Origin of the sequence: Jeotgalibacillus sp. JSM ZJ347 (assembly GCF_044383825.1) — a bacterium.
Taxonomy (GTDB): domain Bacteria; phylum Bacillota; class Bacilli; order Bacillales; family Jeotgalibacillaceae; genus Jeotgalibacillus.
This window is the reverse complement of the sequence record NZ_JBISEN010000002.1, coordinates 627450-652659: the sequence shown is the minus strand read 5'-3', so window position 1 is coordinate 652659 and position 25210 is coordinate 627450. Positions and strand designations below refer to the sequence as shown.

Below are 25210 nucleotides of genomic sequence, written 5' to 3'. Positions count from 1 at the left end.
TCCTTATTTCACTGCACTTCCAAGCATTCCTGAGATAAACTGGCGCTGGAGAAGCAGGAAGAAAATAATAATTGGAATTGTCGCAATTGTTACACCCGCCATTACCTGACCATAGTCAATGCGTGACAGTCCGAATAATGTTGAAAGTGCAACCGGGAATGTATACATATCTGTTGTTGATAATGCAATTAACGGCCACAGGAAGCTGTTCCACTGATACAGGAAAAGGAAGATCGCTGTTGCAGCTAACGCCGGCTTCATCGATGGCAGGACGATACGGAAGAAAATCTTCCACTCACCCGCTCCATCAATCCTTGCCGCTTCAATGAGCGATGTTGGAAATGCGAGCAGGTTCTGTCTCATCAGGAAAATCGCAAATGGGTACGCAAGGTTTGGCAGGATCACTGCCTGATACGTATTTAACCAGTTCAGCGCAGCCATCATTTTAAATAGCGGAATGATTGTCGCATGATAAGGTACCATCATTGAAAGCAGGAAGATCGTAAAAATGACGTTTCTCCCTTTAAAGTCAAACTTGGCAAATGCATAGGCAGCCATTGTACAAATAAATAGCGCCAGTACTGTATAAGTTGTAGCGATAAATAATGAGTTAAACATCACGCGCCCGATACCAATGGATTCATCCAAGTTGCGGATATTTTCCATCAGCATGCTGCCCGGAAGCAGCGTAGGCGGCTGTGAGAACATGCTTCCACTTGTATTCGTCGCACCGATGGCAGCCCAATAGAACGGGAACAGAGAAACGAGTGCACCAATGACTAATGCAATATATAATGTGATTTTTTTCGTCGTCTTGTTTTTCTTCATTCCTGATCACCCGTCACTTTAAATTGAATAAATGTCATAATCGCAATCAAAATTACAATTACGTATGCAATCGTTGAAGCGTATCCGAAATCAAAGAACCGGAAGCCTGTCTGATAAAGATACATCCCGATCGTCAGCGTTGCATCACTCGGTCCGCCATTAGTCAGTACGAACGGCTCATCGAATAATTGCAGCGTACCGATTGTAGAAAGGATAGTTGTAAAAAGAATAACCGGCTTAAGGTTCGGTACTGTAATAGAGAAAAACTGTCTGATTTTACTTGCGCCATCCATACTTGCCGCTTCATATAATTCTTCAGGAATGTTCTGTAGTCCGGCAAGGAAAATGACCATATTATAACCCACCCATCTCCACGTCATTGCAATGACAAGAGATGCTTTTGCCCAGAAAGGATCTGAAAGCCATGGGATTCTGTCGAGTCCAATTGCAGCAATCACCTGATTGACTACACCATCGTTCATCAGCATGATTGAAAAGATAATAGAGTACGCTACAAGAGATGTAACGGCAGGGAGGAAAAATGATACCCTGAATACGCCTTTAAATTTCAATAATGCAGAGTTCAGTAAGTTCGCTATGATCAGCGCCAGGAAAATCATGATCGGCACCTGTACAATCAATAGAATAAATGTATTTTTCAGTGCTGTGATGAAAATGTCATCGTTCATCAGCCTTACAAAATTATCAAACCCCGTGAATTCAAGGTTGCTTCCCTGACCTGACTGGAAGCTCAGGATTAATGAATAAATGATTGGATATGCCATAAAAATAGAAAATAAAATGACTGCCGGTCCAACAAACATATAAGGTACTAACGTTTTTTGTTTCATGCTCTACCTTCTTTCGTTCTTTCATTTAGGATGTGCCGCAAACGGCTGTAGATTTGTGTATGTAACGCCTGCAGCTATCCTTTCAGTTGAAAGTTCTGCATAACCGCTGCTGGTTTCCGTGGGGGACTTCGCTTTCCTGCCCCCGGGCGGTGAGCCTCCTCAGGCTGCGCCTTGCGGGGTCTCACCTGTCCCTTCCTGGGGCGGGAGTCTCCGTCCCCCACTCCAACCATCAGCTCAGTTGAAAATAGAAAATATTATTTTAGTCTTCTTTGATACTTTAAAAGAAGAAGAGATTTAGCAATAGGTGCTGCTAAATCTCTTTTCTTGTCAAACATCGTTAGTTATTAATTTCACGCTCTGTTCTCTCAGCAAGTCTTTCTGCAGCTGCCTGCAGTGCTTCAGCAGGTGGTGTTCCGTTGAAGGAATCCGCCTGTGCTTTGATTGCTTCATCAAGACCGATTGCATAGTCTTCAGTGTAATAAGGTGTTTCTACATCAGCCATCTCATTAGCAAACAGCTCCCAGATCTTCTGACCGCCGAAGAACTCATCTTCGCTTGTAAAGATTTCTTCTTCATAAGCTGAGTTCAGTGATGGGAATAAGCCGTAATCTTCCATTGCAATCACCTGTGCTTCAGGGCTTGTAGAGAAGAACTCAAGGAAATCATAAGCCGCTTCTTCGTTATCACCGCCTGAAGGAATCATCCAGCTTGAACCACCAAGGTTAGATGCGCGGTTGCCGCCTTCTTCAAATGCAGGAAGCAGGAATACGCCCCAGTCACCAGAAGTATCCTGTGCCTGGTCAATAATTGTTCCGTAGTACCATGCACCAAATGGAATTGTTGCAACGGAACCGTCGATTGTTGCAGAAACCGTTCCGTTCCAGCCATCAACTTCTTTAATCAGGCCGGCTTCTTCAAACTCCATCTGCTTTTCCATTGCCATAACAGCTTCCGGGCTTGTCAGATCAATGTTTCCATTCTCATCAAAGTAATAAGTGCCAAGCTGATTCAGCATCATACGGAATGTTGGATCATCATTGAACTTATCCAGCGGCATTGCAGCCACACCCGTTGCGTCCTTGATCTGCTTACCTGCTTCAAGGAAGTCATCCCATGTTTCAATATCATCCGGATTTACACCCGCTTCTTCGAAAATGCTTCTGCGGTAGAACATTCCACCCGGCCCTGCATCAAAAGGCATTGCATAGAATGAGTCATTTACAGTTGCCAGATCCTGTTTGAAGGATGGGAACTGATCAACGTTATCTTCAAAGCCCATATCTGAAAGGTTTACAAATCCATCCGGGAAGGCCTGAGCATATCCACCGATCCGGTCATCCTCAACAAGTACGATGTCCGGCAGACCAACGCCCCCTGCTGCAAGACCAGTTGAAAGCTTGTCGTATACATCCAGTCGTCCAATATCTTCTACTTCAATTGTTACGTTCGGGTTCTCTTCCTGATATAGAGCCATAGCATCTTCAAGTGCACCTACGTTTACGTTCCATGCCCACGCAGTCAGTGTTGTTTCACCGTCTTCACCAGAACTGCTTCCACCATCTGACCCCGAGCACCCTGCAAGCATCATTGCACCTGCAGCTACTAAACCTGTTGCTGTCCACCATTTCTTCATTTTCTTTCCCCCTCATATAAAATGAATAATTGATGCGAGCGATCTTTTTCACCCTGAAGTGCTTACCAGTTTAGAAACCGCTTACATTTGATTTGATTTTAGTAAACTTTTTAATTAAAGTCAATACTATTTTAGTAAATTATAAGATTTTTTTATTTCGTTTTACCAGCAGTCTTAGTAAAACAGAAGGTTACATTGGGAAGGGTTTCGATTATTGTTGGAAAAGGAAGTATTGATTTCATAGGAAAGGTAGACCAGGGTCTGTCCCCGGTCTACCTTCACATTACTGTATCTAGAAACCTCTTAAATGCTTTCTGTCCCTGCTCGCTCTGTTTAAATACGCCAGCGTGCGCAAGGACTTTTTCAAATACTTTTCCTATTTCATCTTTCAAAATGTCAGTGACGTTTTCAGATGAAGGGGATCTTTCAGCTAATATTTTCTCTGCCCATTCCACATGCTTCGCCGTCCGCTCATCCTGCTTCAGACCAGTGATATCTTCATTTACAAGATAATCAGCAGTCAGCTGCAGTTCTTCTTTCAGGCGACCCGGCAGCACAGCCAGGCCCATGACTTCAATTAAACCGATATTTTCTTTTTTAATATGATGAAGTTCTTCATGCGGATGGAAAATCCCGCCCGGATGCTCAACGCTTGTCCGGTTGTTACGCAGCACCAGATCCATTTCAAATTTTCCATCGCGTGTTCTTGCGATTGGTGTAATTGTGTTATGAGGTTCTCCATCTGTGAACGCCAGCACTTCTGCATCCGGGTCCTCATAGCTTTTCCACTGATCAAGTACTTTTGCCGCAAGTTCTGAAAGCTCGTAACGGTCCGCTCCTCTTAATCTCAGAACAGACATCGGCCATTTTACAATTCCTGCTTCGACGTTTTCATAGCCTTTAAAAGAAAACGTATCTGTTTCTGGCGCGGTTGCCATCGGAAACTCATAATGCCCTGCCTGGAAATGGTCGTGGCTCAGAATGGATCCTCCGACAATCGGCAGATCCGCATTTGATCCAACAAAGTAGTGTGGAAATTGTTCTGTAAACGCTAATAACTTATCAAAACTCTCCTTTGAAACCTTCATCGGCTTATGCTCTTCACTCAGGACGATCGCGTGCTCGTTATAATACACATACGGTGAGTACTGGAAAAACCACTGCTCCTGTTCAAGTATCACCGGTACAATACGGTGATTCTGCCTCGCAGGATGGTTGGCTCTCCCGTCATATCCTACATTTTCTTTACATAACAGGCATGATGGATATCCAACACTTTTTGCTTTCTTTTCAGCTGCGATGGCTGCCGGGTCTTTTTCAGGCTTTGAGAGATTGATCGTAATCTCAAGCTTTCCAAAAGGCGTATTCGCGATCCAGCTTTCGTTTTTAGCGATGCGGTCTGTGCGGATATAGTTTGCGTGCTGTGACAGCGTGTAAAAATGCTGCGTCGCTTTTTCAGGATGGTCCTGATAGAGAGAATAAAATGTCTGGTTCAGTTCAGACGGTCTGGGCATCAGGCAGTTCATGATCGCTGCATCAAGCTGATCCTTTTCAGTGATGCCGGTCACATTCAGCTCTTTTTCAGCCCAGCTCAGGATTTCATTTAATACAGGAACCGGCGTTTCAAGCTGTTCATCAGGCACATCCGTTTCTTCCGGTGCGTCCAGCTTCAGCAGCGAGAGGATTCTGTTTCTGGCATAATCAATGTCTGCCGGTTCAATCATTTGCTTTTGCACGGCAAACTGGAGCAGGCGTTCAATTTGTAACGAAATCATTTCAGTCTCCTTTCCGGGTTTCCATACGATACCCCTCGGGATGTTTTTCGTGCCATTTCCATGCGCTTTCGATGATATCGTGAAGATTGGTATAAACAGGGCTCCATCCGAGTACCTTTCTTGCTTTATCCGCTGAGGCGACCAGCTTTGCAGGATCCCCTGCTCTGCGCGCTTCTTCTGTCGCCGGGATCGCGTGACCTGTTACTTTACGTGCTGTATCAATGACTTCTTTTACACTGAAGCCCTGCCCGTTTCCAAGGTTGAACACGGTCGTTTCAGGGTCTTTTTCCAGCTTTTCAAGCGCAAGAAGGTGGGCATCCACCAGATCGCTTACATGAATGTAATCACGGATACACGTGCCGTCCGGTGTTGTATAGTCCGTACCGAAAATACTGATATGGTCACGCTGTCCGAGTGCGACCTGCAGGATAATCGGAATCAGGTGGGTTTCAGGGTCATGATCTTCTCCGCGTAAGCCTTCAGGGTCAGCGCCTGCAACGTTGAAATACCTGAGCGCAATCGAATGAATACCATATGCCTCACTTGCCCACTTCAGCATTTTTTCAACTGCAAGCTTTGTTTCCCCGTAAGGATTGGTCGGAGACACAGGGTCCTCTTCTGTCAGAAGGTCAGTCTCAGGCTCTCCGTAGGTTGCTGCTGTTGAAGAAAATACAAGCTTTTTCACGCCGTGACGCGTCATTGCCTGAAGCAGTGAGATTGCGCCTCCTACGTTATTTTCATAGTATTTCAAAGGGTTTTGAACGCTTTCACCCACCAGTGAGCTTGCAGCGAAATGAATGACTGCATCTATTTGATGATTCGTAAATACCTGATCAAGAAAATCCCCATCATGCAGGGACCCATTATAAAACTGGTCATCACCGCTGACTGCGCCGCCGTGACCGGTCTGCAGATTATCAATAATGACCGTATTCATTCCTTTTCTTTTCAGTGCTAATACTGCGTGACTTCCTATGTAGCCCGCTCCGCCTGTGACAAGTACTGCCATTTGATTCACTCCTTATGTTCAAATTTCAATAAGTCGTTATTTGATACACTGTTTCCGAGCGATACGTTTCACCAGGAGACAATTCACATGTTGGAAATGAAGGCTCGTTTACTGAATTTGGAAAACCCTGTGTTTCGAGACACATTCCTCCATGCGCATTTAGCTTCTGTCCGCGCATTTCACCTTCAGCACCAAGCTGGTTTCCTGCGTAAAATACAACCGCAGGCTGGTCAGTATGAACGAGCAGTCGTCTTCTGACTGACGGTTCACTCAGCTGGATTACACCTTCTTTTAAAACGAAAGGATGATCATAGCCATTTCCACCAATTTTAATCTGCTCATCCTGAAGATCCAGGGCATCTGACAGCTTTTTCGGTTGACGGAAGTCAAATGGCGTGTTCTCTACGCTTCTTTTTTCCCCGGTTGGAATCAATTTTTCATTTAGGGGCAGGTAAGCATCTGCCGGAATCTGAAGCTCATGATTCAGGACAGATTCGAGTGTACCTGTGAGGTTGAAGTAAGTATGATTCGTCAAATTTAATACCGTTTTCCGGTCTGTGGATGCCTCATATTTCACTTTCAGTTCATTCTTTTCAGTTAGCGTATAGCTGACATGCACACTTAATTCCCCCGGAAACCCTTCGTCTAAATGGGGACTGGTCAGGTGAAAAAGCAGTGTATCCCCCTGTTCAGTAACTGACCACACTTTTTTATCGAAGCCTTCTTCTCCCCCGTGCAAAGCGTTTTCCCCATCATTCTTCGCAAGTGTATAGGTTTCGTGATCTAAAGTGAATGAAGCATCTTCAATTCTTCCTGCAAAACGCCCGACAATCGCTCCAAAGTAAGGTGAATCCGTCAAATATCTTGAAAAGTCATCATAACCGAGTACGATATTTTCCACCTGACCGTCCCGATCCGGCGCGATCCATTCTGTAATAATGCATCCATAATTCAGCGCTGACAGCTTTACGCCATTGCTATTTTCAATTGTGTATTTGATGATCGGCTGCCCCCGATGTGTGGCAATTTTCTGTTTCGAAATCATCCCAGTCCAGCTCCTTCAACCACAATTTCCTTTGCACCGTCTCCCACTGAAGCAACATAAAAGTCTGCACCATAACCGATCTGAGCCTGGTAATTTCTACGCGTCTGCTTAATTACATTCTCTACCTCACCTGTTTTGACAATCGCAATTGCACATCCTCCAAAGCCCGCGCCTGTCATTCTTGCACCGATCACACCCGGTAGCGTCTGTGTAAATTCTGCAAGCGCGTCCAGTTCTTCCCCTGTTACTTCATAATCCTCTTTTAAAGACTGATGAGAAGCATTCATCAGCTGTCCGACATGCTCAAGGTCCCCTGCTTTCAGTGACATATAAGCCTGCTTTGTACGCTCATTTTCAGTAACTACGTGCTTCACCCGTTTAAATAGAAGCGGGTCACCCAGCCAGCCTTCCACTTCAGACAGCTGTTCAACTGAAAGCTCCCCAAGACTTGAAACATCGACGTGCTCTTTGATGACATCCAATGCCCGCTCACATTCACTGCGGCGTTCATTATATTTAGAAGACGCAAGCTCTCTTCTTTTATTAGTATTCATAATCAGAATTTTTTCATGTTCAAGCTCAACCGGTGCATATTCAAATTCAAGCGTGTCACAATCAAGCCAAAGCGCCTGGCCCTGCTTGCCCATTCCGATTGCAAACTGATCCATAATCCCGCTGTTCACACCAATATATTCATTTTCAACACGCTGACACAGCTTAATCAGTTCGACCTGAGAGATTGAAAGATCGGCTATCCCTCTTGCCATGACACCTGCTGCCATTTCAATAGAAGCAGAAGATGAAAGTCCCGCACCGTTTGGAATATTCCCTTCAAATAATACATCGAATCCCTGATCTATCATGTAACCGCTTTCTTTTAGGTAGTGAATGACGCCAAGTGGATAGTTCACCCACCCAACTTCAGCATTTTTTTCAAGATGGTCAAGTGATGCTGTGACAATGCCTGTCTGCGGAAAGTTTTTAGATACTAACCTGATCTGCTTATCATTGCGCTTTTTCACATAAGCGTAAGTGCCATAAGTAATCGCCAGCGGAAAAACCTTTCCACCATTATAATCCGTGTGCTCGCCAATTAAATTAATTCTCCCCGGCGCAAAAAACAAACGCTCAGGTTCTTCATTAAAAATCGAAACAAATGACTTCTTTAAATCATTTACGTTCATTTGACACCCTCCTCCTCATTTCATACAGATTGAAAGTGAATATATGTAATACTATAAATTAATTTTAGTAAAAGTCAATGAAATTTACATTAGTTTTACTAAAATAAAAGTAAATAATAAAAGGTGGGTGTTTGCCACACCCACCTTAGTAAATATGATTTTATAAAGCGAAAATGCTGGTTTTACGGGAATGGCAGACCCGAGTCTGTCCCTTTTCTATCCGCTCTATTCAACCTCTTCCAACGTCACTTTAAAAATCCACAAATCCTCACCCTCCGGTTCAATCTTTGACACCCGGTCAATTTTATTCGCGACATACACATCATCATACATACCAGTTGATGGCTGTAGTGAGAAGTTATAGTCTCCAAGCCATCCGCCATGGTTTTTAAAGACTGATAGAAACGGTATTTTATCCGGGTCAAATGAGTAATACAGAGCTTTGCTGATATCCTTTTGCACCGCTCTGCACCAGCCGTTGTTTAGTCTTGTAGCGAAGTAAAACTTTTCGACGTTCTGCGCTTCTTTCGGCGCCATTTTTGAGAGATCAATTTCTTCTTTTGTATCTTTTGATTGTGTTATCGGAAATGGGTGACGCGATCCCCATGCTCCCAGGTGCTCGTTGTCCGGTTCTATGCTGATGATTTCATCACATTCTTCGGGTACTTCGATCTGAGTGTGCTCATTCATATTAAGCAGGATATTTGGCGCCCATATATAAGCAAATGGCGCCTCAGCTGTGTTAGTCGCGCGATATCTTACCTCAAGTCCGTCATCAAGCAACGTGATTGTCTTTTTTAGAATGTACGGGAACACCGGACTTTTTACTTCAAGCGTGATGCCATTATCAAGTTCTTCTTCAATCTCCCATACCATCGACCAGACTTCACCGTGATCGGGCACTTTTCTGTTATTGAATGGATGCGGCCCTTCATCTACTCCAGGGAACAAATCGTCATAGCCTGACGGCGTATATTCGCCAAATTTTGAGCCGTAATGAGGCATTGGCAGCTCCTCCACTTTTGACTGATAAAACCATTCATACTCGGCTTTTTTATCGTAAAAGCTTGCTACTTTCCCACCGAAATCCGGCAGAACGACTGCTTTTAAATACTCATTTTCTAAAATGATCGCTTCAAGTCCTTTAAATGTTTCTTTTTTCATCACTGTTCACCTCTACGCTGACTTCTTTACTAGTAATGTAGCCTTCGTACAGGTTTTCAAACCAGCCCGTTACTCTTACATTCTTAGCGCCAGACCAATTAATATACTGCCGCCAATCACTTCACTGAACCTTTCGGCAGTCAATGTAACTATGCCGTTAATTGCAAAATCAATCCATGTCATTAAAAAATGCAGCTAAACTGAAGAAGATTAGCGTATGTTCTTTGTAATAAACGTATGGGAATATTGAATCTCCAGTCCATTAAATCGGTATAATCCGGTGGTTGTGTCTTGCAGGATGATTGATTCTTCCAGCGTAGCCGACATTTTCTTTACATAACAGACAAAGCGGATAGTTCACTGAATTTGCTTCTTTTCTGCAGCAATTGTTTTAGGGTCTTTTTCAGGCTTCGAGAGATTAATTGTCATTTCCAAATCGCCGTATTCGGTATGACTAACCCAAGGTTCATTTTTTGCTATTCTGTCCATTCTAATGTAATTACTATTTTATACAGCTTATAAAAATATGAAGTCGCCTTCTCCGGATCTTCCTGATGTAAATGTTGGGATACTTCATATAAATATTATATCCCTTCGCATTTTCATCTAGATAGCTGATTTTTTTACTTTCGGGTTTATTGAATAAATTTCTCCATTTCTCATTTCGATAACAGTGTCACAGTTTTCTATTGTACTCATTCGATGAGCAATAATTATCAAAGTTTTCTGCCCTTTAAGTAGGTCTATCGCTTTCATAATTTCTTTTTCTGTTTCGTTATCTAATGCTGAGGTCGCTTCATCCATGTACAATATTTCTGGATTTTGGTATAAAGCCCGCGCAATTCCAACTCTTTGTCGCTGTCCTCCGGATAACTTTACTCCTCGCTCTCCTACAATAGTATTTAATTGCTCCGGAAGTGACTCAATATAGTCTTTTAACATAGCCTGATCTAAAGCCTTCCATACTTCTTCATCTGAAATCTGATCTTCATTTATTCCAAAAGCAACATTACTTCGGATTGTATCATCGCACAAGAAAATCGTTTGTGGTATATAACCTATTTTTTGTTGTATAACTGACCTCTGGTCACTAATATTTGTTCCATCTATTAATACCTCGCCTTCTTCTGGAGCAAGAAGACCCAACATAATATCGACTAATGTAGTTTTCCCTGCTCCAGATTTACCTACAAAAGCAACAGCATCTCCAATAGGGATCGTTAAAGAGACGTTATTAATTGTTAAACTTTCATCATTTGGATATCTATAACAAATATTTTTTAATGTAATATTATCTGTAAAAGTTTTCTCAACTTGACCGGTACGGAATGATGTATTCTGTTTAGAGATTTGTTTTCTCTCATTCTTAAGGTCTTCATAGACTGCAGCTAACGCTGGATAATTGTAACGGATTGCAGTCATCATAGAGAGGATTCGATTGATTGAGGGCAATAGTCTAAAAGCAGCCATACAAAAGAGAGCCAATGTCGAAACGATTTCACTTGTTCCCATATTCTGATACACAATAATTACCATTGTAATTAACACGATCACTATTAATACTGTTTCAATAAAAGGCCTAGGCACGTATTCTAGTAACTTTATATTCCGATTATTATTCGCTATAATTTTACCCTGTGTAGTATATGCATTTACAAAAAAGCTTTCTCTACCTGTTACTCTTATTTCTTTACCAGCTCCCAGCCCCTGTTTTACCCATTTAATCATAGAACCAGTTAGTTGTTGCTGCTCTTTTCCTAAATCTAAAATTTTTGTACGAAAGAACTTAAAAAAAATAAGAATACTTGCGCCTAATAAGACACAAGCCGTTATTGTTGCTACTGGAGCTACCAAAAATAATAAAACCAGTATACAAATTGCTACAAGTAGCTCTGTGACTAATTGAAATGCTGAGATAATAAATTTCTGAAATAACTTTGGTACTTCAATTGTAATATTTCTAAGTAAATCAGCTGAATTTCTTTGCAAGTGAAACGTGTAAGGCTTCTTTAAATAGCTTTCAAATAGTTTTTCAGAAAGTTTTAATTCCTGGTTAAATATTAATTTAAATTGAGCATAATGAAATACTAATAAATACAAATTTTTCAAGACAAAAATTGACAGGAACATCATCGCTATAAGAATAATAAAAGAGTTTAATGATTGAAAACCAAAATTATCGTAAATATAGGCTAGAAATGGAATGTCATGTATAGATTCAGGATTAGTTATGATTTCAACGAAAGGGACAATAATACCTATTCCAAGTGTTTCGAATAAGGCTGCTACAACCATCATGAAAAACAGTAATAATAACTTTACTTTCTCCTGTTTTTCAAAAAGTGACATCGCTTTTTTAATTGTCTTATTCATTTTTGACCACCTTTTATTTTGTATTTTATTATGTTAGTTTCTTCTATATTCTAAATTAAACATTGATTTTCTATCCCCTACTTTTTCCTCGTAATATTCAAAAATATCTATCCACTGAGTAATATCTATTTGTTTATCATGATTAATTGAAAACTCTTCTAATCGTAAAGTGATAAACTCTAAGTAAAACAAATATCTATAATTGCACTTACTGGAGAGATCTTCTGCTTTATCTAAATGTGATTTAATAAAACGATTAAAATTCATAAGATCGATTTCTACGTTTTTTGCTATATTTTCCCTGTACTTTCCACGTGCCTCTGAGATCCTAGTAAATAAAATGAAATAAAAATCAAAATAACAACTTCTTTTTCCTAACGTACTCCAATCAATCACCTTAATATCTTTTTTACTTTTTAATATGTTCCGATCACAAAAATCACCATGTGAAAATACCAGAGGAACGTCCCCTATAATATTGCGTTCATAATTGTCTTGAATCATAGATACAAATGCTTTTATTCGATTAACATGTTTTTTATCCTTGTTATATTTGTTGTTTAAGTCATGTATTTCTTTCACTAGTTTCTGAAAATACAATTCAGATGAAATCACTTTAGGCACATGACTTGTCATGATTTTGACCAAGGTAGGGAAAATTTCAACGTAAAAAAATTTTTTTCTTTTGTAATGATAAAATGGAATTCTGTAATTGAAATAAGACTCTACAATACACCGCTCCTGTAGGTCCCAATTAAGAATTTCAGGTGCTAAATCACAAGACTGGGCTTTAATCAGTTTATTAATTTGCTGCTGTACATCCTCTAGTTGAACTTTTTCTGGAAATATAGTGACTACTTTTTTATTCTTAAAATCAATCACCTTATATTCACCCTGACGTAAAGCTATCAAGCACTGTCCGTTAATATGAGATGAGATAACAGAAGAAATTTCACTGTGGCTTTTTAACAACTTTTTTTTCTTGTAATAGATATAACTTATTTGTGCTGCTCGTATAATCCTTACTAATAACACAAAGGAATTTATGAAAGGATATTTGTGAATACGATCAAGATTGTAAATCGATTTAGCACTAAATAGTAAATAAAGTACTAACATTAACATTCCTATGTTTGAGTTAATATGAAGTGAACTATGAACCTGTAAATAATTATATTTATTTTCTTCCATTGCTTATCTCCTCTCCTTATAATCAAATTTCCTTCGTAACATGAAGCTAGGGTGCTTCAATAATCTCCTAATCAAAACAACGCTGACTATTATCAAAAGTATTTCCAAACAATTTTTGTTCTTTTTAAAGAACAATTAGTCCACAGTTAAATAACTGTGGATACAAAATGAACATAATGTATTTTATATAATTAAGTATAAAAAGATTAAAAATAAATTAAATATTTTCATTTGATTTCTAATATATACTATATTAGTTCTTTATAAAGAACATGTCAATACAAAAAAGTTAACCTAATAAAGAAGACTTCTCTCTATACAGTCTTTTAATGATAGCTGCCCAGAAACATTCAGTGGTTCTGAACTCATTCGAGCTTCAACTCAACCAAGACGAGCCTCCTATTTGAGCTTTGAGAGAAATTCTAGAATTTATTTATTAATGATATTGGATGAGGTCAAAGGAGAAACTCTTGCCTATCAAATCTCAGATCGAATCACTATTGGATTAGCTACAGATACACTTAAAAATTAAAAAAATCGAAAAATCAGGAAGCGTAAGGATGTGTTCATTCACTCAGATCAAAGAATTCACTGTACTCATTCTAAATATCAAAATGGCAACAAGACTTGAGTTCTGCTAATCAATGTCCACAAGAGGAAAATGTTAGAATGATCCATCAATCGAGTCATTTTTTTCACTTTAAAAATGAAACTTTTATTAAGAGATGCCCAACTTTGGAAGAAGTTCAAAAGGAAATGAAACTACATATGATTTATTATGACTATCATACATGTCAACGAGATCGAAAAAAATGCCCCCTGTACACCCTGAAAAAGTCACTGAAAGGGGCCGATTCATTTACGCTTTAAGCGTAGGCTTTACGTACGACGGCCGCTGAGTCTTTTTACCTTTGGTGGCCGGGGTTTTAGCTATCCCGCTAATCGTTCCGGCGTCTAGGCCTTTCACTGCAGTAGACCTAAGTTGACTTAAAATCTAAAGTAATTACTCAAAAGAACAAGCCATTTTATTACTCAATCATCCTCAAAGCCAAACCGATCAATATACTGCCCCCAATCACTTCACTGAATCTCCCTGCTGTCAGCGTGACCATACTGCCAATTGCAAAACCAATCCTCGTCATAAGAAAAGCAGCGAGCCCAAAAAAGATGAGTGCCTGGGAGTCAGACAGATCTGTAATCCCAAGTGTGATCCCGATTGACAGGCTGTCCAGGCTTACCGCAAGTGCAAATGCAAGCCACTTCAACGGGGTCAGGGTCATTTGTTGTTCATGCTTTTTTTTGAACCCTGCAAAAATCATCTGCAGACCGATGAAAATGAGCAGCAGCATCCCAAACCAGTTCATCGCATCAAGCAGTGATGAGCCAATTAACATCCCTACTGCTGGTAAAATGGTATGTAAAAGACCAACAAGTATACTGATGATCCATTTCGTTTTGGTATTGGTTCGCTGAGCGCCTGCTGCAATACTCGCTGATAAAGCGTCCATTCCAAGCGCCAGCGCTAAAAAGATTGTCCACATACTGCTCCCCCTTTTGCTGATGAGGGATTATATGTTTGGCGGGTGAGGGATATGACGTTGTTTGGGTTGTAAGCAGGAGGTTGTCACAATTCGTGCGCAGGTTGTAGTGATACACCCGGGTAGTTGCAGCATTCTCCGCTCAAGTTGTAGCGATACACCCGGGAACTTGTAGCAATCACCACTAAAGTTGTAGCGATCGCATGATCATTCAGCAGATATGCCAAAAAATAAGCCCTCCCCTCAGGAAGAGCTTTCGTTTATCCACTTATGTCCCGCTGCTTTTTCAAGTCGGTTCATGATCGCTGCGCCAATTCCTTTTTCATCAAAGGCTTCAGCTAAAATGATGTCGGCATTTGTATCATTGAAGGAACGGATCGCGTGATAAAGTCCGCGTGCGATCGTTGACGGGTCTTCACGTGTACCGCACATTTTTACAATGTCCGCTTTCACAGAAGCAGCCAGCTCTTCTGAAGCAAGAAGCCCCACTTTTTTACCTTCTCCCTGGAGACGCTCGATGGTCTGTTGAATCCAATCCGCCTTTCCTTTGATTAGATAAAGCGGGGCAGTAGGAGCATAATGTGTATATTTCATACCGGGAGATCTCGGGGCACTTTGTTCTTTTTTTAATGAAGGATCAACGTGCACTTCACCAATACAGGCTTTGATTTCTTCAGCTGAAACGCCGCCGGGTCTTAAAATCATCGGTGGTGTTACTGTGCAGTCAATCACCGTTGATTCGAGACCTACGCCGGTTTCACCGCCGTCGACTATGCCTTTAATACGTCCTGTAAGATCACGGGCCACATGTTCTGCTGAGGTCGGACTCGGCTTGCCGCTTGTATTGGCACTCGGGGCAGCAAGCGGTTTTCCTGAATGGCTGATCAGCTCGAGTGCAACAGGGTGTGAAGGCATGCGGATGCCAATTGTATCAAGTCCTGCTGTAACCAGATCTGAAAATACACCCGCTTTTTTATTAAAAATAATCGTGAGTGGACCAGGCCAGAAAGCTTTGATTAGCTGACCAGCTTCCGGACTGATTGATGCTACAAGATCCTGCAGTTCATCAGGTGTTGAAATGTGGACGATCAGCGGATTATCAGATGGACGTCCTTTCGCTTCAAAAATCCCCTGCACAGCAGCATCACTCGTTGCATCAGCGCCAAGTCCGTAAACGGTTTCAGTCGGAAAGGCGATAACATGTCCCTGACGCAGAAAGTCAGCTGCTTCGGATATATGTGGATAACTTTTTTGTTTTTCCACATTTATATCCACAGACCAGCGGATTGTTTCCATGTGAATCACCTCTCAAATTACTTTTTAGATTCATTTTGATTTTTTTCGACATGCTGTCTTATCAACAATTAGCCTCAATTAATAGTATACTATTTTTATATTCCTGTGCACAAAGTTCATTTTCATCCACAGTTTGTGCATAAGTTTATTGAAATTGTGCACAACTTTGTGTATAAGTGTGAGTTATCCCCGTTTCTCATTAAATCGGTTCCACTTTTCTGAAATCCAGTTCACAATGAATGATTCTACTTTTATTTCAGATTTCGACACTTGTTTTTCTGGGGATAAGTCATTCCCACAGTCGCTATTTTCCTCTTCATCCAGCGTAACCGTCCCGCACATTTCAGGAAAGAATGCACACCACCAGTTTTCTCCCGCTCCGCTGCCGATCTTAATTACGAGTGTCTGAACCGTTTTCCCATCAGGAAATGTGTGCGGTTCGAATGCTGTGGATATGTTTTGACCCGGTGCGAGTACCTCAGCTTTTTTTTCTGCTATACGCTGAATATGGGGAAGGTCTGTGTATAACTGCTCTGTCAGTTCTTTTCTGGTAAAGGTCCGGTTTTTGAACAGTTCTAGCAGTTCTATTTGAATCGCCTGATAGAGTGCTTCTTTTTCTGATTGATCCTGTGCTGTATCACTATTTGCAATCACGCGCATTCTGATTTCGTTTTCATCTGCTGATGCGGTGATTGGTGTGAGTAGTGTGAGTAACATGATGAGAATCAGTGTTTTTTGAATCATCGTCCATTCCTCCCTGCTGTTACTAGGGCATTGTGGACGAGATGTGTGAGTTTTAAACATTAGTTGATTTAACTTTTTATAGGTTGGCTGATGATTTCCACTTCAGGGGGACACTTTCCGCGGCCGGGCGGTGAGCAAGCAGGCTTCGCCATGCTTTGTCTCACCTGTCCCTTCCTGTCGCAGGAGTCGCCCCCTGCAGCGAGAATCATCATCTGTGCATATAGAAAGATGGATGATACAAACTTTCCAATCATAGCTGTGGATATCAAAGAATTTCAAGTACTCTTATTCCTTCAATAACTCACAAAATACCATTCTATCTTTCCCGTTGATATCGTAAATTACTTCTATACGGTCATCCGGGAATGCTTTTTTTAGCAGCGCTGCGACTGTTTCTCCTTGGCCGGCACCGACTTCGAAGCCGATGAGGCCGGGTCTGTTGATGAAGGCAGGGAGCTGTTCGCTCATTTTTCTGTAGAGAATCAAGCCTTCTTCATCTGCAAACAGGGCTGAGTGCGGCTCATGATCTGTGACGACTTCTGACATGGAGCTGATATCGCTGTATGGAATGTAGGGCGGATTTGAGAGAAAGACGTCAAACGTTCTTCCTTCGAGCGGCTGAAGGAGGTCGCCTTCTAACATTTCTATATCAGCTTCAAGTGCCGCGGCATTTTTTTTCGCTGTGTTCAGAGCGGCTGTGGATAAATCTGTCGCAGTGACATCCCAGTTCGGCCGCTCCAGTTTCATGGTAACAGCAAGGATACCGCTTCCTGTTCCGACGTCTGCCGCCTTGATACGAAGACCTTTTTCAAACAAACGGTCTGTCTTTTCAAGCATATGCCAGATCAGTTCTTCGGTTTCAGGCCTTGGAATCAGAACGTCCCCATTTACCTGAAAACGCCTGCCGTAAAATTCTTCATGGCCGATGATATGCTGAACCGGCAAGCCTGACACATGCTGTTCGACGGCTTTTTTAAATGTATGCAGACTTTCATCAGCAAGTTCTTCTCTCATTTCCATAAAAAACGTATTGCGGTCGAGTCCTGTGATATGTCTCAGCAGCAGTTCAGCTGCGTGAGCTTCGCGGTTATGCTCCTCTAAATAAGAAGAAGCCCAATTAAGGGCCTCATACATTTTAAGCTTCGCCATTATTCATCGCTTCCATTTTAGCTGATTGTTCTTCTAAAATAAGCGCTTCGATGATTTCATCCATTTTACCCTGAAGGATCTGATCAAGCTTCTGGATTGTTAAGCCGATGCGGTGATCCGTTACACGGTTTTGCGGGAAGTTGTATGTGCGAATACGCTCAGAGCGGTCACCTGTACCAACAGCTGACTTACGGACAGCGTCATATTCAGCACGCGCTTCCTGCTCAAACTTGTCGTAAATTCGCGCACGAAGAATCTTCATTGCTTTTTCTTTATTCTTAATCTGCGATTTTTCATCCTGCATGGACACTACAACGCCTGTTGGGACGTGTGTCAGACGGACTGCTGACATCGTTGTATTAACCGACTGTCCACCAGGTCCGCTTGAAGCAAATGTATCTACTCGGATATCTTTTTCGTGAATATCCACTTCCACATCTTCAACTTCAGGCAGACACGCAACTGTCGCAGTTGATGTATGAATACGGCCGCCTGATTCTGTTTCAGGTACACGCTGAACGCGGTGTGCGCCGTTTTCGTATTTCATTTTAGAATAAGCGCCTGTTCCATTGATCATGAATGTGATTTCCTTGTATCCGCCAACGCCTGTTGTGCTGGCATCCATCACTTCAATTTTCCACCCTTGGGATTCAGCGTATCGGCTGTACATACGGTAAAGGTCGCCTGCGAATAACGCAGCTTCATCTCCACCCGCTGCTCCGCGGACTTCCATGATTACGTTCTTATCATCGTTTGGATCTTTTGGTAAAAGGAGTACGTGCAGCTTTTCTTCAAGTGCTTCAATTTCCTCAGAAAGCTCACTTACTTCTTCCTTTACCATCTCACGCATTTCAGCATCGAGCTTTTCATTCAACATTTCTTTAGCGTCTTTGTGCTGCTCGAATACTTCTTTATAACGACGGTATGTCTCAACTGTTTCAGACAGGTCTGATTGTTCTTTTGAGTACTCACGCAGTTTGGTTGTATCATTGACGATCTCAGGGTCGCTGAGCATTTCATTTAATTTATCATAGCGGTCTTCTACCGCTTGTAATCGATCAAACATGTTATCTTCACCTCTTTAGTTAGTATAGCCGATGGCGGGTTGTCTCACAACTGAAATCAGCTTCATTTGAACCGGAGGATGGCAGCTCCAGGTGGAGGCTTTCTGGACGGCGGTCGCTGAGCCTCCTCGCCATCGGCTGCGGGGTCTCAGCTATCCCGCTAATCGTCCCGGAGTCCCCGCCTTACGCTGCCATCCTCCTCAATTTTTTCATTTCAAAGTCATATGCTTTAAAAAGAGAATCACTCTCTCCAATCAGAATATGAAGAAAATGATTCTCTATCCAAAACGTTATGAGTTACACTTTTTCAGATGAGACGGTTACGCCTTTTGGAACTTCGTGATGGTGGCGGCAGCGTGGTTCGTAGGCTTCTGATGCGCCGACTAAGATCACCGGGTCGTCGTAACCTGCCGGGCGTCCTTCGATCAGGCGCTGTGTGCGGCTTGCAGGTGATCCGCATACTGCACATACTGCCTGAAGCTTTGTGACCTGCTCTGCAAGTGACATCAGGTGTGGAACCGGACCAAACGGCTCGCCGCGGAAGTCCTGGTCGAGTCCTGCCGTAATGACACGAAAGCCTTTATCAGCAAGCTGTGTAACAACATCCACGACGCCTTCATCAAAGAACTGAATTTCGTCAATTGCGATCAGATCAGCTTTTTCAGTGACCTGCTCAAGAATGTCTGAAGAGTGCTCTACAGGTACGGCAATGACTGATGCACCGTTATGGGAAACGATGGCTTCTTCACTGTAGCGATCGTCGAGTTTTGGCTTAAATACTAATATGTGCTGTCTTGCAAATTGTGCGCGTCTTACGCGTCTGATCAGTTCTTCTGATTTTCCGGAGAACATACTTCCGCAAATCACTTCCACCCAGCCCGTCTGTTTCATTACATACACGTTTCCTTCAGCTCCTTTGGTTGTTTGCAGTACGCTTATGTAAAAGCATTTCTTCTTCTATAACGCTGTCTCATTACACAGGAGATTACGCTTTGTGCCTCCTCGGCTTCGCCTGTGGGGTCTCACCTGTACCTTGCTGGGGCAGGATTCTTCGTCTCCCACTCCAAGGGTCAGCTGAGTATTGCTTATACATACATGATTTATTTAGTGCTCGTATATCGTGATTCTAAGAAAAATATTTTAAATTGCAATATGGTTTAAGTCTATTGAAAAACACCTCTTCGTTCAAGAGGCGATTTAACGAAATCTGTTGTTTTATTCCCTTAAATTGAGAATTTAACCGTAAAAAAACAGGCAAGAATAAGATTCTCGCCTGTTTTGATTGTAAAGCTTAGCATACAGTCGGCACTTACATACGCTGTTCAGCTCCGACTCGCAGGGACTAGCAGACTGCCCGTCCACTCGTACGATAAGTCATCATCGAATCGCTTCGCTCTTCGTGATTCCATTATCTCCGTCGTGACCGGTCCAGTCTGTACGCCCCTAAACGCTTGCCTACGCTTTTCTAATTTACTTAAGACCGTATTTTTTGTTGAAGCGATCAACACGGCCGTCCGCTGCTGCGAACTTCTGACGTCCTGTGTAGAATGGATGGCATTCTGAGCATACCTCAATACGAATGTCTTCCTTAACAGAACCTGTTTCAAATTCATTACCGCAAGTACAAGTTACCTTAGCAGCTTTGTAATTTGGATGAATATCAGTTTTCATCTCAGTCATCTCCTTCCGCCCTGAACCATCTGGAACAGAGTAAGTATCTTACATACTAGCACGGTGCCAGATATATTTCAAGCACACTGCTTACATTATAGCAGGGTGAATGTTGTGTAGCAACCTTGTTTTTTTAAAATGGTTATCTTTAAAACCGCTGCTGGTTTCAGTGGAGGGCTGCGCTTTCCTGCCCCCGGGCGGGAGTCTCCGCCCTCCACTCCAACTAACAGCTGAAATGGTATAAGGTACCATTATAAAAATAAAATACGAAATTAAAATTTAGTGAAACGGAGCGTAAGGCGGTGACTCCTGGACGATTAGAGGGAAGCTGAGACCCCGCAGCTGAAGGCGAGGAGGCTCAGCAACCTCCGTCCGGAAAGCATCTGCCTGAAGCGCAGTGCAACGATTATAGCGTCAAATACTTCAGTATAAGACTTTATCGTTTACGACTTACGCCCATTCGATTTCATTTCTTCTGTCAGGTTTTCAAAGAACTCCAGGTTGGTCTTTGTCTGACGGATTTTGCGGATCAGGCGCTCGCCGAAGTCATGTGAGTCTGAAAGTGCACGGCGGATTGCCCATAGCTTATCAAGATGATCTTTTGTAACAAGCAGTTCCTCTTTGCGCGTACCGCTGCGGCGAACGTCAATTGCCGGGAAGATACGGCGTTCTGCCATGCTGCGGTCAAGGTGAAGCTCCATGTTACCTGTTCCTTTAAACTCTTCATAGATCACTTCATCCATCCGTGATCCTGTATCGACAAGTGCTGTCGCAAGGATCGTTAAGCTGCCGCCTTCTTCAATGTTACGTGCAGCACCAAAGAATCGCTTCGGACGGTGGAATGCAGCCGGGTCAATACCTCCTGACAGCGTACGGCCGCTCGGTGGAATGACAAGGTTATATGCACGTGCAAGACGCGTAATGCTGTCCATCAGAATGACAACGTCACGCTTATGTTCAACTAAACGCATGGCACGCTCAAGAACAAGCTCTGCTACTTTAATATGATTTTCAGGTACTTCATCAAACGTCGAGCTGACTACGTCTGCATTTACAGAACGCTCGATATCCGTTACTTCCTCAGGACGCTCATCGATTAACAAAACAATCAGTTCTGCTTCAGGATGATTTGTCGTAATCGAGTTAGCGATTTCTTTCATCAGCATCGTCTTACCTGCTTTTGGAGGAGCAACGATTAATCCACGTTGACCAAAACCAACAGGCGACACCAGGTCCATGATACGTGTTGAAAGCTGACGCGGCTGGTTTTCAAGTTTGATTTGGCGATCCGGATATAAAGGCGTCAGTGCCGGGAAGTGCACACGCTCTTTTGACGATTCAGGATCATCACCATTTACAGCTTCAACGTGAAGCAGTCCGAAATAACGCTCGTTTTCTTTTGGCGGTCTTACTTTACCGGATACTTTATCACCATTTCTCAGATCAAAACGACGGATCTGTGATGCTGAAATGTAGATATCTTCAGAGCTTGGTGAATAGTTGATTGGACGCAGGAAGCCAAAACCTTCTGACTGAATGACTTCAAGGACACCTTCCATGAAAAAATAGCCTTCCTGTTCAGCTCGTGATTTGAGGATGGCAAAGATTAATTCTTTTTTGGTGAGCTTGCTGTAGTAAGATACACGGTATTCTTTTGCGAGTTCATATAGTTCTTTTAATGTCATGTTGTCGAGTGACGACATTTTTAATTCTTCCATTAAGGACACCTACTTCTGTTATTTTAAATGCTTCTTCAGCGTGAATCTATTGTGCTTGAAAATTGTTTGTGAGGAAAACTGGTTGAAATAGAGGTTGTGTAGCTGAAGTCATTCATTATTCTACTCTTATTTATCCGCACAATCAACGGTGAAAATTGTCGCTTGGTCTGTACTTGTGTAACCGCTTATGATTTCCGCTCCGGGCGGATGCTTTCCGCGGCCGGGCGGTGAGCCCGCAGGCTGCGCCATGCTCGGTCTCACCTGTCCCTTCCTGCCGCAGGAGTCACCGCCCTACGCTCCAATCAACGCTCAGAAGTTTAATCAACACTTTCCGGCATCAAATAATTAAACATCATTTTATAAGATACTATTAATAATACAAAAGCTAATCTAAGCAATTTCTCGGGGTTCAGGACGAAGACTCCTGCGGAAAAACGATCGGGAAAGACCTCGGATGGCTGTGGTTTTCTGCCTGGCCTGAGCGTTCGTCCGCGGAAAGGGAAGTCCTGATCGAAGGGAAATTGCGGATACTACTTTAAACAAACGAAAAAACTCCAGGTTTGATCCTGGAGTTTTTGGTGGTTATTTCATGACAAGGTTCGGCTTTTTCTTCAGGCTGTGTGTGCCTTTGATGAAGCGGACTGTGCCGGATTGTGCGCGCATAACGAGAGAATCGGTTTCTCCGTATGTGCCTTTGAATTGAACGCCTTTTAAGAGTTCGCCGTCTGTCACGCCTGTTGCCGCGAAAATGGCATCGTCTCCGCGGACGAGGTCTTCCATTCTGAGCACCTGGCTGACATCGATGTTCATTGCTTTACAGCGTTCTGCTTCTTCATCGTTTTGCGGCAGGAGTCGCCCCTGGATCTCTCCACCAAGACATTTCAGACCAACTGCAGCAATTACCCCTTCAGGCGCGCCGCCGGATCCGAAGAGAATGTCTACACCTGTCGTATCAAATGCTGTGTTGATTGCGCCAGCTACGTCACCGTCACCAATCAGCTTGATACGGGCTCCTGCTGCGCGGAGTTCTTCGATAATTTTTGCATGGCGGTCCCGATTTAAAATGGTGGCAACCACATCTTCAATATCTTTATTTTTTGCTTTTGCCACTGCTCTCAGGTTATCAATGACCGGTGCATTAATATCAATGCATCCTACCGCTTCCGGTCCGACTGCAATTTTATCCATATACATGTCAGGTGCGTTCAGCAAGTTCCCGTGATCCGCAACTGCCAGTACTGCAAGGGCATTCCATCCGCCTGAAGCGACAATGTTCGTGCCTTCGAGCGGATCTACTGCCACGTCAAGACGGGGACCGTAGCCTGTACCAAGCTTTTCACCAATGTATAGCATCGGCGCTTCATCCATCTCGCCTTCTCCGATAACAACTGTTCCTTTCATCGGGATGGTATCGAATACATCGCGCATTGCAGTTGTTGCTGCGTCATCTGCTTCATTTTTTAATCCGCGTCCCATCCATCTTGCTGATGATAGTGCTGCTGCTTCTGTCACTCTAACAAGCTCCATTGATAAACTGCGTTCCATGTCATCCATCCCCTCGTGGTTTGTCACGAATCAGTATAACACATTATATTTTAATATGACATACTATTTATTTTTATGCGTTATTCACCTGTTCGAGTTCTTCAGCGGACATTTCTTCACGCCAGATGACTGCACCAAGACCTGACAGCTTTTCAATGAGATCACTGTAACCGCGGTCGATATGCTCAAGTCCTGTGACTTCAGTAATCCCTTCAGCCATCAAACCTGCAATCACGAGAGCTGCACCTGCACGTAAGTCTGATGCTTTCACACGCGCGCCCTGTAAAACAGACGGGCCGTAAACGATCGCAGCACGTCCTTCTGTTTTAATGTTTGCGTTCATCCGCTTTAATTCGTCAATATGCTTAAAGCGTGCTGAATAAATTGTATCTGTCACCATCGCTGTGCCATGAATTTTTGTCATGAGAGACGTCATTGGCTGCTGCAGATCAGTCGGGAAGCCCGGATAGACGAGCGTCTGGATATCAATCGAATGTAGCTGATCCGCTTTACCGATATAGACATCTTCATCACCGATTTCAATCGGGACACCCATTTCACGAAGCTTGGCAATCAGAGACTCAACATGAAGCGGAATGACGTTATTGATGGTCACACCTTCACCAGCTGCTGCCGCTAAAATCATAAAGGTTCCTGCTTCAATCCGGTCAGGAATAATGGTGTGACGTGTGCCGTGAAGCTCATCGACACCTTCAATTCTGATCACGTTTGTGCCGGCACCTTTAATTTTCGCGCCCATATTACTTAAGAGGGTAGCGACATCAATAATCTCAGGTTCTTTTGCGGCATTTTCGATAATCGTCTGCCCCTTCGCTCTAACAGCGGCAAGCATGATATTAATCGTTGCACCGACACTTACAACATCCAGATAAATCCGTGCACCTGTCAGTTCATCAGCACGGAGGTAAAGTGCCCCCTGCTCGTTCGTAACAGTGGCACCGAGTGCTTCAAAGCCTTTGATATGCTGATCAATTGGACGTGGGCCCAGGTAGCATCCACCAGGCAGACCGATTGCTGCTTTTTTAAATTTACCAAGCATGGCGCCCATCAAATAGTAGGAGGCACGGAGCTTTTTCACCCGGCCATTTGGTAATGGCATTGCAACCATTCCTTCAGGATTCACACACATTTCTCCATTTTCAAAATCAACGCTCCCGCCAATTTCTTCAAGCAATGCTTTTAATGTATGAACATCTGAGATATCAGGTAAACCCTCAATAACAGTAGGCGAATCTGCCAGAATAGTCGCAGGAATCAGCGCTACTGCACTGTTTTTCGCACCACTGACTTTAATATTTCCTTTAAGGGGATTGCCCCCTTCAATTTTTAATTTCTCCATCGATTGAAGCTCCTTCCGAACCAGCTCTTTTATGTCTTTTTATCATGTGTATTTCCAGCTGAATCATGTGTG

General features: G+C 42.9%; 20 protein-coding genes and 1 pseudogene. All 21 read right to left on the bottom strand.

What is annotated here, in order from left to right; translation table 11 throughout:
• Window positions 1-3: 3 nt before the first annotated feature.
• The 21 genes and pseudogenes from ACH6CZ_RS08950 to ACH6CZ_RS08850 all read right to left on the bottom strand — a co-directional run bounded on the left by ACH6CZ_RS08950 (window position 4) and on the right by ACH6CZ_RS08850 (window position 25138).
• Entirely contained in the window at window positions 4-828 is an 825-nt protein-coding gene (locus ACH6CZ_RS08950) for a carbohydrate ABC transporter permease (protein WP_374097086.1), read from the bottom strand.
• The gene (locus tag ACH6CZ_RS08945) at window positions 825-1679 is read right to left on the bottom strand and encodes a carbohydrate ABC transporter permease (protein WP_374097085.1); all 855 of its coding nucleotides are present in this window, start codon (window positions 1677-1679) and stop codon (window positions 825-827) included. The genes ACH6CZ_RS08950 and ACH6CZ_RS08945 overlap by 4 nt, the downstream gene beginning before the upstream one ends.
• Before the next feature lie 337 nt (window positions 1680-2016).
• Entirely contained in the window at window positions 2017-3312 is a 1296-nt protein-coding gene (locus tag ACH6CZ_RS08940) for an ABC transporter substrate-binding protein (protein WP_374097084.1), read from the bottom strand.
• 278 nt (window positions 3313-3590) lie between these two features.
• Window positions 3591-5087: a UDP-glucose--hexose-1-phosphate uridylyltransferase gene (galT, locus tag ACH6CZ_RS08935; RefSeq protein WP_374097083.1), complete on the bottom strand. Its 1497-nt coding sequence runs from the start codon at window positions 5085-5087 to the stop codon at window positions 3591-3593.
• Between the two features lies 1 nt (window position 5088).
• Window positions 5089-6096: a UDP-glucose 4-epimerase GalE gene (gene galE, locus ACH6CZ_RS08930; RefSeq protein WP_374097082.1), complete on the bottom strand. Its 1008-nt coding sequence runs from the start codon at window positions 6094-6096 to the stop codon at window positions 5089-5091.
• A 25-nt stretch (window positions 6097-6121) separates the two neighbouring features.
• Window positions 6122-7141, bottom strand: coding sequence for an aldose epimerase family protein (locus tag ACH6CZ_RS08925; RefSeq protein WP_374097081.1), 1020 nt, complete (start codon window positions 7139-7141; stop codon window positions 6122-6124).
• Window positions 7138-8325, bottom strand: a complete 1188-nt coding sequence (locus tag ACH6CZ_RS08920) for a galactokinase (RefSeq protein WP_374097080.1) — start codon at window positions 8323-8325, stop codon at window positions 7138-7140. The genes ACH6CZ_RS08925 and ACH6CZ_RS08920 overlap by 4 nt, the downstream gene beginning before the upstream one ends.
• 225 nt (window positions 8326-8550) lie before the next feature.
• On the bottom strand, window positions 8551-9489 hold the full coding sequence (locus tag ACH6CZ_RS08915; protein WP_374097079.1) for an aldose epimerase family protein: 939 nt from the start codon (window positions 9487-9489) through the stop codon (window positions 8551-8553).
• A 265-nt stretch (window positions 9490-9754) separates the two neighbouring features.
• Window positions 9755-10034 (bottom strand): annotated as a pseudogene (locus tag ACH6CZ_RS08910) (UDP-glucose--hexose-1-phosphate uridylyltransferase); the annotation flags it as partial.
• Window positions 10035-10095: 61 nt separating this feature from the next.
• Entirely contained in the window at window positions 10096-11862 is a 1767-nt protein-coding gene (locus ACH6CZ_RS08905) for an ABC transporter ATP-binding protein (RefSeq protein ID WP_374097078.1), read from the bottom strand.
• Between the two features lie 33 nt (window positions 11863-11895).
• Window positions 11896-13053 (bottom strand): phosphotransferase, encoded by a 1158-nt coding sequence (locus ACH6CZ_RS08900; RefSeq protein WP_374097077.1) that lies wholly within the window; start codon window positions 13051-13053, stop codon window positions 11896-11898.
• Window positions 13054-14081: 1028 nt separating this feature from the next.
• Window positions 14082-14594 carry a manganese efflux pump MntP gene (locus tag ACH6CZ_RS08895; protein WP_374097076.1) on the bottom strand — a complete coding sequence of 171 codons (513 nt, stop codon included), beginning with the start codon at window positions 14592-14594 and terminating at the stop codon, window positions 14082-14084.
• Window positions 14595-14834: 240 nt separating this feature from the next.
• Window positions 14835-15887: an L-threonylcarbamoyladenylate synthase gene (locus ACH6CZ_RS08890; RefSeq protein ID WP_374097075.1), complete on the bottom strand. Its 1053-nt coding sequence runs from the start codon at window positions 15885-15887 to the stop codon at window positions 14835-14837.
• Between the two features lie 183 nt (window positions 15888-16070).
• Entirely contained in the window at window positions 16071-16631 is a 561-nt protein-coding gene (locus ACH6CZ_RS08885; protein ID WP_374097074.1) for a stage II sporulation protein R, read from the bottom strand.
• A 285-nt stretch (window positions 16632-16916) separates the two neighbouring features.
• Entirely contained in the window at window positions 16917-17780 is an 864-nt protein-coding gene (gene prmC, locus ACH6CZ_RS08880; RefSeq protein WP_374097073.1) for a peptide chain release factor N(5)-glutamine methyltransferase, read from the bottom strand.
• Window positions 17767-18846 carry a peptide chain release factor 1 gene (gene prfA, locus ACH6CZ_RS08875; protein ID WP_374097072.1) on the bottom strand — a complete coding sequence of 360 codons (1080 nt, stop codon included), beginning with the start codon at window positions 18844-18846 and terminating at the stop codon, window positions 17767-17769. Before prfA ends, prmC begins: the two co-directional genes overlap by 14 nt.
• Window positions 18847-19141: 295 nt before the next feature.
• Window positions 19142-19744, bottom strand: coding sequence for a thymidine kinase (locus ACH6CZ_RS08870; protein WP_374097071.1), 603 nt, complete (start codon window positions 19742-19744; stop codon window positions 19142-19144).
• A gap of 570 nt (window positions 19745-20314) precedes the next feature.
• The gene (rpmE, locus tag ACH6CZ_RS08865) at window positions 20315-20515 is read right to left on the bottom strand and encodes a 50S ribosomal protein L31 (RefSeq protein WP_039811605.1); all 201 of its coding nucleotides are present in this window, start codon (window positions 20513-20515) and stop codon (window positions 20315-20317) included.
• Window positions 20516-20958: 443 nt separating this feature from the next.
• Window positions 20959-22233 (bottom strand): transcription termination factor Rho, encoded by a 1275-nt coding sequence (gene rho, locus ACH6CZ_RS08860; RefSeq protein ID WP_374097070.1) that lies wholly within the window; start codon window positions 22231-22233, stop codon window positions 20959-20961.
• Window positions 22234-22815: 582 nt separating this feature from the next.
• On the bottom strand, window positions 22816-23778 hold the full coding sequence (glpX, locus tag ACH6CZ_RS08855) for a class II fructose-bisphosphatase (RefSeq protein WP_374097069.1): 963 nt from the start codon (window positions 23776-23778) through the stop codon (window positions 22816-22818).
• Window positions 23779-23851: 73 nt separating this feature from the next.
• The gene (locus ACH6CZ_RS08850) at window positions 23852-25138 is read right to left on the bottom strand and encodes a UDP-N-acetylglucosamine 1-carboxyvinyltransferase (protein ID WP_374097068.1); all 1287 of its coding nucleotides are present in this window, start codon (window positions 25136-25138) and stop codon (window positions 23852-23854) included.
• Window positions 25139-25210 lie beyond the last annotated feature (72 nt).